The sequence below is a fragment of the Acidobacteriota bacterium genome (assembly GCA_020845575.1).
In the GTDB taxonomy this organism is placed as follows: Bacteria; Acidobacteriota; Vicinamibacteria; order Vicinamibacterales; family Vicinamibacteraceae; genus Luteitalea.
This window is the reverse complement of sequence record JADLFL010000029.1, coordinates 15,754-28,742: the sequence shown is the minus strand read 5'-3', so window position 1 is coordinate 28,742 and position 12,989 is coordinate 15,754. Positions and strand designations below refer to the sequence as shown.

The 12,989-nt window shown below is 69.3% G+C and carries 7 protein-coding genes; 3 read left to right on the top strand and 4 right to left on the bottom strand.

Translation table 11 applies throughout. The annotated features are described in order from the left end of the window. Positions 1 to 4 precede the first annotated feature (4 nt). Positions 5 to 2,182, top strand: coding sequence for an ATP-dependent RecD-like DNA helicase (locus IT182_08370; protein ID MCC6163348.1), 2,178 nt, complete (start codon positions 5 to 7; stop codon positions 2,180 to 2,182). 32 nt (positions 2,183 to 2,214) lie between these two features. Further along, on the top strand, positions 2,215 to 3,159 hold the full coding sequence (locus IT182_08365) for a universal stress protein (GenBank protein MCC6163347.1): 945 nt from the start codon (positions 2,215 to 2,217) through the stop codon (positions 3,157 to 3,159). A 19-nt stretch (positions 3,160 to 3,178) separates the two neighbouring features. Here the strand turns inward: IT182_08365 and IT182_08360 are convergent, their stop codons facing one another. The 4 genes from IT182_08360 to IT182_08345 all read right to left on the bottom strand — a co-directional run bounded on the left by IT182_08360 (position 3,179) and on the right by IT182_08345 (position 8,406). Then, entirely contained in the window at positions 3,179 to 4,525 is a 1,347-nt protein-coding gene (locus tag IT182_08360; GenBank protein ID MCC6163346.1) for a hypothetical protein, read from the bottom strand. A 170-nt stretch (positions 4,526 to 4,695) separates the two neighbouring features. Further along, positions 4,696 to 6,183, bottom strand: coding sequence for a glycerol kinase GlpK (gene glpK, locus IT182_08355; GenBank protein ID MCC6163345.1), 1,488 nt, complete (start codon positions 6,181 to 6,183; stop codon positions 4,696 to 4,698). 40 nt (positions 6,184 to 6,223) lie between these two features. Continuing rightward, the gene (locus IT182_08350) at positions 6,224 to 6,976 is read right to left on the bottom strand and encodes an MIP family channel protein (GenBank protein ID MCC6163344.1); all 753 of its coding nucleotides are present in this window, start codon (positions 6,974 to 6,976) and stop codon (positions 6,224 to 6,226) included. A gap of 8 nt (positions 6,977 to 6,984) precedes the next feature. Next, a complete protein-coding gene (locus IT182_08345; protein MCC6163343.1) occupies positions 6,985 to 8,406 on the bottom strand; it encodes a hypothetical protein in 1,422 nt (473 codons plus the stop codon). A gap of 202 nt (positions 8,407 to 8,608) precedes the next feature. On the opposite strand from IT182_08345, the gene IT182_08340 reads away from it, so the two are divergent. Beyond that, positions 8,609 to 12,823, top strand: a complete 4,215-nt coding sequence (locus tag IT182_08340) for a DUF11 domain-containing protein (protein MCC6163342.1) — start codon at positions 8,609 to 8,611, stop codon at positions 12,821 to 12,823. Positions 12,824 to 12,989: the final 166 nt, after the last annotated feature.

Here is a 12,989-nt window from a genome sequence, read left to right as displayed (position 1 = left end):
GGCGTTGCCCCTCGCGGGCGACGAACGTGGTGCCGAGTACCTGTCGGGACACGTTGCCCGCGTCACGTACCACGACCCCGATCGCGGCTTCTGCGTGCTGCGCGTGGAGGCACGCGGGCGTCATGAACCCGTCGCCCTCGTCGGGCACGTCGCGCAGGTCGCGGTAGGGGAGCACATCCACGCGACGGGTGCGTGGGTGTTCGACCGCGTCCACGGCCAGCAGTTCAAGGCCACGTGGATCCGCGTGTCGCCTCCCGATTCCCCTGAAGGCATCGAGCGTTACCTCGGGTCTGGCCTCATCAAGGGCATCGGCCCGCATCTCGCGCGGCAGCTCGTCGAAGCGTTCGGCACCGGCGTCTTCGACGTGATCGACAGCGACCCCGACCGCCTGCTCGACATCCCGGGCATCGGCCGCGTGCGTGCCCGTCGGATCGTCGACAACTGGCAGGGACAGCGCGCGGTGCGCGAGATCATGGTCTTCCTGCACACGCATGGCGTGAGCACGAGCCGTGCGGTCCGGATCCATCGCACCTACGGTGCCGACGCCGTGAAGGTCCTCACCGAGGATCCGTATCGTCTCGCACGCGACATTCGCGGCGTGGGCTTCCTCACCGCCGATCGCATCGCACGCCAGATCGGCGTGCCGGCCGACGCGATGGTGCGACGTCGCGGCGCGCTGCAGCACGTGCTCGCCGCGGCCGTCGAACAGGGGCATTGCGCGCTACCCGCTCGCGAACTGCGCGAGCGCACCGCCGCGCTCGTCGAGTTGTCCGCCTCGCTCATCGACGAGGCGATCGCCGAAGAGATCGACGGCAAGACGATGGTGGCGGCGGCGATCGAGGGTGAGCCGGTATACGCGCTGGTGACGCTGGACGCCGCCGAACGCGTGGTGGCGTCCCGACTGGCCGCGCGTGCCGACAGCGCGCGCCCCTGGCCGGCGATCGACGTCGCGCGCGCGCTGCCATGGGTCCAGGAGCGGCTCACGCTGTCGTTGTCGCCGAGCCAGCGCGTGGCCGTCACGCAGGCTCTCGACACTGGCGTGCTAGTCCTGACAGGTGGCACTGGCGTGGGCAAGACCACGGTGCTGCGCGCCATCCTCGGCATCCTGATGGCCAAGGGCGTGCGTCCGCTGCTCGCCGCGCCAACGGGGCGCGCGGCGCGCCGCATGGCCGAGGCGACGGGCCTCGACGCGCGCACGATCCATCGCCTGCTCGAGATCAACCCGCAGGACGGCAGGTTCCGCCGACGTCCCGGACATCCGCTCGAAGGCGACCTCCTCGTTGTCGACGAGTCGTCGATGGTGGACGTGATGCTGATGGCGCACCTCCTCCAGGCGATGCCGCCATCGATGGGCCTGCTGCTCGTCGGCGACGCGGATCAGTTGCCGTCGGTCGGCCCGGGACAGGTCCTGGCCGACGTGATCGCGTCGGGACGCATTCCCGTCGCACGACTCACGGAGATCCACAGGCAGTCTGCCGGCAGCCGCATCGTGGTCGCCGCGCACGCCATCAACGCCGGTGAGATGCCCGTGTTCGACACGGGTGTGGACGGGGACTGCTTCTTCGTCGACGCCGACAATCCGGAGCGCGCGCTCCAGTTGCTGCTGCAGGTCGTGTCCGAGCGCATCCCGCAGCGATTCCATCTCGACGCGGTCCGTGACGTGCAGGTGCTGTGCCCCATGAACAGGGGCGGCGTGGGCGCGCAGGCGTTGAACCAGTCGCTGCAGCGCCTGCTCAACCCGCATGGGGCGCCGGCCATCGAGCGCCATGGGCAACGCCTTGCCGTCGGCGACAAGGTGATGCAGATCGAGAACGACTACGACAAGGACGTCTACAACGGCGACCTCGGCGTAGTGCAGGCGATCGACGCCGACGAGGAGCACATGACGGTGGCGTTCGACGGGCGCGCCGTGGTGTTCGACTTCGGCGATCTCGACAGGCTCGTGCTCGCGTACGCCACCACCGTGCACAAGGCGCAGGGCTCCGAGTATCCCGCCGTTGTCATTCCCGTCACGACGCAGCACTACCCGATGCTGCAGCGTCATCTGCTCTACACGGGCGTCACGAGGGGCAAGCGGCTGGTCGTGCTCGTCGGCCAGATGCGCGCGCTGGCGATTGCCGTACGCGGCGTCGGGATGCGGCGCCGGTGGTCGCAGTTGCGGGAACTCCTCGCTCACGCTTGACGATGCGCGCGTGATCGAGGACGCTGGCCGTCATGGCGATTCTCTGCGCCGTCGATTTCTCACGCGCGTCGGCCCTGGCACTGGTGCAGGCCGACCGCATCGCGACAACGTTCCGGCAACCGCTGACGGTCGTCACCGTCGGCGATCCGCTGCTGGCTGCCGCCGAACACGTGCAGTCGGGCAATCCACCGGTGGCCGTGCTGCGCGAGGCGCTCGCGGCCTTCGTCGAGGAAGCGCTCGGCGCCGGCACCCGAGCGCGGCACGAGCTGCGCGCGCTCGTCGGCGATCCGGCCAGAGGCGTGCTGGAGACGGCTGACGCCGTCGACGCGCCGCTGGTCGTCGTGTCGACGCGCGGCGCCAGCGGCGTCAGCAAGTTCATGTTCGGATCGACGGCGGAGCGCATCCTGCGAAGCACGACGCGTCCGCTGCTCGTCGTGCCGCCGTCGGTGGAAGGCGGTCCGATGCGCACGATCGGCGCGCTGCGCGAAGTACTCGCGCCCGTCGACTTCCACGATCATGCGCTGGACGATGCGCGGCTCGCGGATCGCGTGGCGCGCGCCAGTCAGGCGCGGCTGCGACTGCTGCACGTGGTGCCGGCCGTCGACGCCGGACGGTGGAGCGTGCTCAGGGCGCCCATCGCCGATCGACTCGCCAGCCAGTCCGATGGCGCGCACGCGACGGCGATGGACGCCGCACGTGCCGCCCTCGATGCGCTCGGTGAGGCGCTCGGCGGTACGCCGGAGCCCACGCTGGAACTCGCCGAAGGAGCGGTGGCGGACCGCATCGCCGACGTTGCCACGCGGGAGGATGTCGACCTGATCGTGATGGGCCTGCGGGGCGTCACGGGGCTGATCGGCGCGACGCGCGTCGGCAGTGTGGCCTATCGTGTCCTCTGCGAATCGCCGGTCCCCGTGCTCGCGCTGCCCGCCGAAGCCCGAGGTCCCGACACCCTCGCGTTCCTCGGCGCGCGCGGTTGACCGCCCGCAATCGTGAACGCTAGCCCGTGCCGAGGACGAAGCGCGCGATGGCTTTGGCGAGAGCGGGTGTGGTGTTGGCGGTGCGGGCGAGCGTGGCCTGACCACGGCCCGACAGCGATCCGCACAGGAGCGCCGCAGACGATGTGGGCTGGTGCGTGACGCAGAGCGTCGGACGATTGAGACGCGTGACGGCTGCGCGTGTCGACCAGTCGCGCGGGCTCATGGGACGAAGCGCCAGCGCCGGCGGCTCGACTTCGAAGAAGGCCGTCGGTCCCGGGTCGACCAGCACGATGCCGGCCACGCGGCGATCGGGCGCCATCATCTCGCCGACCACCGCCATCGTCTCGGCGCCGAACTCGCGGCCGCCGAGATACACGGGCAACCCCGTCGCCGCAACGGCATCGGTCAGGCGTCGCAATTCGAACGCGACGTCGCTCGGGGAGCGGCGCTGCCAGAACGACTGCAACGCGTCGATACCCACGACGTGGATCCCCGCGGCGGCCAGCCGCTGCGCGAGGGCGTCCTCGGGCTCACGCCACCCGCGCGCGGGCGAGAGCAGGACCAGCATGCTCCGTGGGTGCGACGACCATGCGGCAGTGAGCGGCAGTTCGAAGTGCTGGAGCCAGCGGCTCACGGGAGAGCCATCGAGATCGGGACCCGCTGCCGCACGCGCCAGCGCCTGCTCGAGGGGCGCGCGCAACGCGAGGGGCGACGCGGCGTGGCTCCATCGCGACGGTGTGCGCGTGGTTCGAGACGACGCGTTCGCGCACGCCATGTCGAGATCACCGATCGACGCCCCGATAGCGATCGCCGCGGGAAGCGCGGTCTCGACGGTGCTCGCGATCGCCGTCGCCGCGACAGGCAACGCGCTGGCGGTGGCGACGATGACAGGGCGGTGATAGCGGGTGAGCCCTGCGTCGCGCTGCGCCCGCCGCGAGATGTCCTCGAGCCGATCCGCCGCCGTCGCGCAGTCCGCCCCGGTTGCCGGTTGCCGGGTGCCGGTTGCCGGTGGTCCCCCGGTGCCCGATGCCCCGTGCCCGGTGCCCGACCCTTCGAATCGCGCCACATCGACATCGACGAGCAGGACGTGGCCGGGGATGGCCTGACCCAGCGCGGCACGTTCGGCTGTCGAGGCGCCCTTGTGCATGAGCAGCACGACACCCGTTGGCGTCGTGCGCGGGATCTCGACGGCCGTGGTCCCGAGATGCGGCAGATCGAGCCGCACCTGTCTGGCGCCGAGTCGCGCCTCCGGCTCGCTGCGCACATCGTCGCCGAGGCCCACGCCAGCGGCGGCCAGCAGCACGAGCCCGACCGCCACCCGGCGACCAGCCTCCCGCCTCCGTGCCCGCCACAGGAGCGCAGTCATGATGGGGAACCATCATAGCCGGCAACCGGCAACCGGCAACCGGCAACCGGCAACCAGCAACCCGGCAACCCGGCAACAGGCGACCGGCGACCGATCTTCGGTTGGGGCGATGGCCATACGCCTCAATGTTGGCGACCGGGTGCCGGTTGCCCGTTGCCGGTTGCCGTTCCCTACTTCTCCCAATCCCTCGAACGCTCGACGGCGCGCTTCCAGCGGGCGTACAGACGATCGCGTTCGGCCTGATCGAGGCTCGGCGCGAACTCGCGGTCGAGGGCCCAGTTCTGTCTGACGTCCTCGAGGTCGTTCCAGTAGCCGACGGCAAGGCCGGCGAGGTAGGCGGCTCCGAGGGCCGTCGTCTCGCCGACGGCGGGGCGGCGCACGGGGACGCCGAGCAGATCCGCCTGGAAGTGCAGCAGGTGCGCGTTGGCCGTGGCTCCGCCGTCGACCTTGAGGCTCGAGAGCGTGATGCCTGAATCCTGCTGCATCGCGTCGAGCACGTCGCGCGTCTGATACGCCATCGATTCCACTGCGGCGCGCGCGAGGTGCGATGCCGTGGTGTTGCGCGTGAGGCCGATGATGAGGCCGCGTGCGTATTGATCCCAATACGGCGCTCCGAGCCCGACGAACGCGGGCACGAGCAACACGCCGTCGGAGTCCTTCGACTCCAGCATCAATCGCTCGACGTCGGCCGACGTCGGAATCAGCTTCAGGCCGTCGCGCAACCACTGGACGACGGCGCCGGCGATGAACACCGCGCCTTCGAGCGCGTACGTCACCTCGCGTCCGCGCTTCCAGCCGACGGTCGTGAGCAGGCCGTTCTGCGACGGCGCTGGTGTCGACCCGGTGTTCATCAGCAGGAAGCAGCCCGTCCCGTACGTGTTCTTCGCGCTGCCCGGCTCGAAGCAGGCCTGGCCGAACAGCGCCGCCTGCTGATCGCCCACGGCACCGGCCAGGGGAATCGACGTGCCGAACAGGTCCGCCGTCGTCTCGCCGTACACCTCGCTGTTGCTGCGGATCTCCGGCAGCATCTCGCGCGGCACGTCGAGCAGCGCCAGCAGCTCATCGTCCCAGTCGAGCGTGTGGATGTTGAACATCAGCGTGCGCGACGCGTTGCTCACATCCGTCACATGGAGCGTACCGCCCGACAGGCGCCACAGCAGGAACGTCTCGATCGTGCCGAACAGGACCTCGCCGCGGCCCGCCCGCGCGCGCAGTCCTTCGTGCGTGTCGAGCAGGTGCTTCACTTTCGTGCCCGAGAAGTAGGCATCGACCACGAGTCCCGTCTTCGCGCGAATCGTGGCTTCGTGTCCCTGCGCCTTGAGCCTGTCGCAGATGCCCGCGCTCACGCGGCTCTGCCACACGATGGCGTTGGCCACGGGCTTGCCCGTCGCCTTCTCCCACAGCACCGTCGTCTCGCGCTGATTGGCGATGCCGATGGCGGCAACGTCGGAAGAGGTGAGGCCGGCCTTCGCGATCGCCTCCCTGGCGACGGCGATCTGCGACGACCAGATCGCCTCCGGGTCGTGCTCGACGAGCGCGGGTCCGGGGAAGATCTGCGGGAACTCCTGCTGTGCCTGCGCGATGACGCGGCCATCGCGGCCGAACACGATCGCGCGACTTGATGTGGTGCCTTGATCGAGAGCGAGGATGACGGACATGTGGGGGCTCAGGGCTGAGGGCTTGCGGCTCGGGACGGCGTCATGCCTGACGGCGCTGGGTGATGCACAGGTCGTACAAGGTGCCGCCGAGGACCGCGCCGACGCAGGGGGCGATGATGGGGACCCAGAAGTAGCTGTTCGCGGCGGTGAAGACTCCGGGGCCCCAGCCGGCGAGGGCCGTGAACAGGCGTGGGCCGAAATCGCGCGCGGGGTTGATGGCGTAGCCCGCGTTGACGCCGAAGGCCATGCCGATGCCCATCACCGTGACGCCGACGAGCACGGGCACGAGGCCTGCCTGCGGCGGCGCGTTCTGTGAGTCGGTGAGCGCGAAGACGGCGGCCACCAGCAGTGCGGTGCCGACGACCTGATCGATGAAGCCGCCGAACGTGGAGAGATACGCGGCGGGGTATGTCGCGAAGATGCCGGCCGTGCCCTGTGCGCCGGCGATCTGGCGCACGCCGCCGTCGAAGGCCGCGAATGCCTCGTGATACGTGAGGTACACGATCGTGGCGCCCGCGAACGCGCCGAGCACCTGTGCGATCACGTACGGACCCACGCGGTTCCACGGAAACCCGCGTCGCAGCGCCAGCGCCAGCGTGACGGCCGGATTGAGGTGCCCCCCGCTCACGCCCGCCGACGCATAGACGCCGAGGATGACGGCGATGCCCCAGCACAGATGGATCGAGAGCGGACTGCCCGCGCCCCCGCTGCTGAGGACCGTCTGCGCGACGACGCCGAGGCCGAAGGTGAGGAGGATGGTCGTGCCGAAGAACTCGGCCAGGGCTTCACGCATCGCTGTTCCTATCCTGATTGGCTCACCGACCTGAGGTCGGCGCGTTGGTCCGCGTACGACGTCGCGAAGCTGGCCACGCGCGGATCGTGCGTCCAGCCAAGGCGGCGGCAGGCATCCTCGTAGAGCGCCGGCCACCAGTTCTCGTGCTGCGTGAGCCCGTCGCGCTGCCACGCGGTCCAGTCCATGAGCACGCGCGACCACGCGCGGTCTCCGGCCTCGAGCGCCTTGGCCTGACTCGGCATCGCCGAAACGTACCACTGCTTGCCGATGCGCGCGTGGAGGACTTCGTCGGCCCAGTCGTAGTCCTGGAACGTGATCGCCAGCGCCGAGCCCGCCGCCTGCGCGACCTCCCACTCGTAGCGCTTGCCGTGGCGCGGCATCAGGCCCTGCTCTATGAAGTACAGCACCGCGTGGCGATCGAGGGCGTCGAGCTGCGTGTTCAACCCGAGCGACCACGTGAAGTTCACGCGCACGTGCGATGGCCAGTCCACGCCGAGTTCCGCAAACAGCGCCTCGCCCATCATCGCGTGGCGCGCCTCGTCCCACAGTTGCCGCGTCATGTCGTGGACGTACGCCCACGGCTTGCCCGTCGTCTCGACGATGATGCTGGCCATCATCTCGGGGACGTCGATTTCGCGGAGCCGCTTGTAGGCGAGCATCAGCAGCTTGGGTCCGGCAGGGAACGACGATTCGTAGATGAACGCTTCCGCGTTCACGCCCATGTTGTACGGATCGGCGAACCGCGCGTCGCGCCGCGGCAGCGGATCGAACGGACGTGGCGTCTGCGAGAACCGCGGCGACGGACACTCGGGTGGATGCGCGATCGTGCCGTCGAGCCCGCCGGATGCCTCGAGCGCCGCGCGGAGTTCGTCGAGCCAGGGCGAGGAGGGTTCCTCGATCGCGGCGAGCGCCGTGGCGGCCCTGATGCCGGACGCCAGCACGTCCGCGAGATCCAGTCGCGCATGGCGGAGCAGGTGGCGCGTCGGCGCATCGGCCAGCGGGTGGGCGCTCGCCAGCAGCGTCGCGCAGGCATCGTCGACGGCCGGCAGCAGTACGGTGTAGAGCGCAGCACAGAGGTGCGTGGCGTCGGGGGCCGCGGCCAGTTCGTCCAGCGCCAATTGCAGCGCCGACGGTGGCGGATCCTCGAGGCCGAGCGGCGGCTCGCGCATCTCGCCGACGCGCCGGCGGATCGCCGTCACGAGTTCGGCGAGCAGCCACGCGTGGTGGCTGTAGAGCATCTTCAGCTCGTACTGCGGCTCGCTGGTGATGCGCGCCACGAGCACGCCGTGCGCGGTTCGCGCCACGGCGTGGATGCGCTTGAGGCGGTCGACGGTGACGTCGACGCTCAGGCCCGGCGCCGTCGCCTGCTCGACGGAGCAGAGTCCGGCCATCGGGGGCAGTCCGGAGACGGGCGACGGTGCACTGCGCATGGGACGTCGCGCAGTATACCGGCTGTCACGTTTCGCGCGGTGGGAACCACGCCCTGCCTCGCTGCGCCGACCAACGTCGATCACGTGTCGACCGAACACGTCGGATCGCAAATTTTCCTCTGAACTTCGCGCTGTTTGCGTCCGTCTACGAGGCCGGTTCATACGCGGGACCGCGCCAGTCGTTCGACTCATACCCACTGGCGTGGCGACTCCGACGAACACCGCGGGTACGTCCCTCGGCATCTCGGGAGCATTCATGCACAGCACGTATTCATCCTTCATCCGTACCGGCTCGGCGCTCGTCGCGTCGCTGCTGGCCGCCACGGCACTGACGCCCGTGCGTTCGGCGCACATCGTCTTCGCGGCGGGCGATCGTCCACTCACTCCGGCAGCCACCGAGCCCGTGTCGTCGCGCACGGCGGCGGGATTCGGCGCCGTACCCATGCACTTCGAAGCGCACCCCGACGCGGGCACGTCGTCGTTCCTGGCGCGCGGTCAGGGCTACACCGTCGCCGTGACACCGGCAGGCGCCACGCTCGCGCTGGCGGGTCACGACGGCCGATCGGCAGACGTCACGTTCACCGTCGACGGCGCCACGGGCGCGGCGTCGCTCGCCGGTGACGATGTCCAGGCCGGCGTCGTGCATCGCTATCTTGGCGGGCGCGGGCCGTGGCGGCGCGACATCCGCACGTATGGCCGCGTGGTGGCGTCGCAGGTGAAGCCCGGCATCGACGTCGTGTACTACGGCAATCAGCAGCAGCTCGAGTACGACTTCATCATCGCCCCGGGCGCCAATCCCGGCGACGCCGGCATGATCGTCGACGGTGCCGACAGCGTGACCATCGACGCAGGGACGGGCGACCTGCTCGTGCACGTCGGCGATCGCGAACTCCGCCAGCGCGCGCCAATCGCGTACCAGGAGCGCGCCGGCGTTCGCACACCTGTCGAGAGCGCCTTCACCTGGGATGCCGCCTCACGTCGTGTCGGCTTCACCGTGGGCGCGTATGACGAGTCGCTGCCTCTGGTCATCGATCCCGTGCTCGTGTACTCGACATGGTTCGGCGGTGCGAGCGAGGAAGTCATCCTCGCGATGAAGGTGGACGCCAACGGCTTCATCTACGTGCTCGGCTACAGCGCCGACAAGGCCGGTTTCCCGACCACGCCCGGCGCCCACCAGCCGCAGCGCGCGGGCACGCCGAGCAATGGCGGTCTCTATCCGACCGACTACTTCGTCTCGAAGTTCAATCCCGCCGGCACCGCTCTCGTGTACTCGACGTTGCTCGGCGGCAGCGGCCACGAGGCGAGCTGGTCCTACACACCTGGCGCGCTGGAGGTCGACGCACAGGGCCGCGTCTTCATCGTCGGCGACACGGCGTCCGCCGACTTTCCGGTGACGCCCGACGCCGCCGACGGCACATATGCCTACGACGCGACCAGCCCGCAGCCTGACGCCTTTCTCGCGCGTCTCGAAGCCGACGGGTCGCTCGGCTACGCGACGTTCATCGGTGGCACGCATCGCGAAGCGGCGACGGGCGTGGACGTCGACGCGCAGGGCAACATCTACGTGATCGGCAAGACGGCGTCGGACACCACGACGCACGGCTTCGTGACGACGGCCAACGCGTATCGCACCACGCGCTGGGGAAGCGACGACGTGTTCGTGCAGCGGTACTCGCCGGCCGGCGCGCTGCTGTACTCCACGTACTTCGGCGGCAGCCAGGGCGACATGACCAACCGCGGCGACATCGTCGCCAACGGCAACGGCAAGGTGACGTTCGGCAGTGACACCGTCACTGGCGACGTCCCCGTGAAGAACGGCTTCGCGGCGCGGCTCGGCAACAGCGTCGACGGTTTCGTGAGCCAGATCGACACCAACGTGGCCGGCACCGCCGGTCTGCTGTACTCGACCTACATCTCCGGCACCAGTACGGATCACGTGTACGCCCTCGACATCGACGCCGCCGGGTTCGTATACGTGGGTGGCGAGACGCGTTCGTACACCGACTTCCCCGTGACGGCCGGCGCGGCGCGCACCGTGAACGCGCCCGTGGGTTTCGGGCAGGAGCCGTGGGACGGCTTCGTGATCAAGCTCGATCTCACCAGGACAGGCGCGGACTCGCGCGTGTATGCCACCTTCACGGGCGGCAACAACTACGACGACGTGCAGGACCTCGCCGTCGACACCCAGGGTCGCGTACACGTGACGGGTTCCACACGTTCGACGGACCTGCCGATGATCGGCGCCGTGCAGACCACCATCAGGCAGCAGCCGCCCTACGTGCAGATCCTCAACGCCGCAGGCACGGCGTTCGTGTTCTCGAGCTATCTCGGATCCAACACGAACGGCCAGGCGCTCTACGCGATCGCCGTCAACGCCGCGGGCGAGACGTATCTCGGCGGCACCACCAACGACGCGACCTGGTATTCGGAGAGCAACCCGGTGAGGCTCGACGCCTTCCGCCGCGTGAACCCGTTCCAGACGACGTATGGTGGCGGCGACCGTGACGCGGTACTGCAGAAGCTCGGATACGCCGTCGACCTGTCGATCACCAAGCACGCCGATGCCGCGGTCCGCTTGCCCAACCAGAACGTCACGTTCACGCTGCAGGTGGTCAACCCGAGTCCCGATCCGGCGTCGGGCGTGGTCGTCACCGACAACCTGCCGGCCGGTCTCGCGTTCGTCGGATGCACGTCGAACCTCGGCGGCATCTGCGGAGGCACCGGCAACAACCGCACCGTGTCGTTCGCGCAGCTCGCGCCCGGCGCCACGGCCACGATCCAGATCGTGGCGAAGGTGCTGGCCACGACGCCGGGCCAGCAGATCACCAACACGGCGACGGTTGCCGCTGCCGTGCTCGATCCCGTGGCGGCCAACAACACCGCGTCGGCCAACGTGAGCCTGCCGACGCTGGAGCCATCCGGTGATGCCGACGGCGATGGACTGCCCAACGACTTCGAGATGAAATACGGGCTGGATCCTTTCGGCGGACCAGGCTCTGGACCCAACGACGATCCCGACGGGGACGGACGCACGAACGTCCAGGAAATGCAGGACGGCACGCATCCGCGCGGCTTCGTGATCACCTATCTCGCCGAGGGCGCGACGGGCGCGTTCTTCACCACGCGTCTGGCCATCGCCAATCCGTCGGCGCAGCCCGCCCTCGTCCTCACGCGGTTCCAGCGCAACGATGGCGTGACGATTCGTGACTATCGTGTGCTCCCCGCGCTGAGCCGGACGACGATCGACGTCGCGCAGGTGCCCGGCCTGGAAGCGGCGGAGTTCTCCACGCTCATCGAAGCCGACGTGCCGGTGGTGGCCGATCGCACGATGACGTGGGGCGACGGTGCGTACGGCAGTCACGCCGAGCGTGGCATCCTCACGCGCACGGCGACGCGCTGGTACTTCGCGGAAGGGGCGACGATCGGGACGTTCAACCTCTTCTACCTGATTCAGAACCCCAACGCGCAGCCCGCGCAGGTCAAGGTCACCTATCTGTTGCCGACGGGCGCGCCGCTCGTCGAGTACTACACGGTGAACGCGGAGAGCCGCTTCAACATCTGGGTGAACAGCGAGGGCCGCACCAAGCCGGCGCTGGCCACGCTCGCGAAAGCGGAGCTCTCGGCCATCGTCGAGTCCACCAACGGCGTCCCGATCATCGCCGAGCGCGCGATGTACCTCGATCAGCCGGGCAAGCCCCTCGGGGCCGGTCACGAGAGCGCGGGCGTCACGGCACCGTCGACGCAGTGGTTCCTCGCCGAGGGCGCGACCGGCAACTATTTCGATCTGTTCATCCTCGTGGCGAACCCGCAGGCCGACGCCGCGGACATCCAGGCCGACTTCCTGCTCGAGACCGGACAGGTGATCACCAAGACCTATCGTGTGGCCGGCAACAGCCGCTTCAACATCTGGGTCGACAGGGAGGACGCGGCGCTGGCCGACGCCGCGGTGTCCACGCGCATCACGTCCCTCAACGACGTGCCGATCATCGTCGAGCGGTCGATGTGGTGGCCGGGGCCCACGTCCAACACCTGGCAGGAGGCGCACAACAGCCCTGGTGAGACATCCACGGGCACACGCTGGGCGCTGGCCGAAGGAGAAGTGGGCGGTCCGCGCAAGGCGGAGACCTATGTGCTCATCGCCAACACGTCACCCTTTGCGGGCGTGATCCGCGCGACGGTCCTCTTCGAGGACGGCACGGCGCCGCTGTCGCGCGACTTCGACGTGGCCGCCAACACGCGCTTCAACATCGCACCATCGGCGCACTTCCCCGAGACGCGTGGGAAGCAGTTCGGGATGATCGTCGAGAGCCTCGGCGGCGCACCCGCACAGATCGTCGTGGAGCGCGCGATGTACTCCGACGCGGCCGGCGTCAAATGGGCCGCCGGCACCAACGCGCTCGCCACGAAGCTGCAGTAGCCCTCCCGCAACACGCAGGGGCACCTCCCGCGGGTGCCCCTGCGTTCCATCGTCTGGTGCCGCTGCCATGGGTTGCCTATTGCCGGTCGTTGGAGGAAGATTCCCCCGCGGGCGGGGAATATTCCGTGTCCGGTTGCGCGTGTGTCGAGGAGCGGCGGGACCCGTC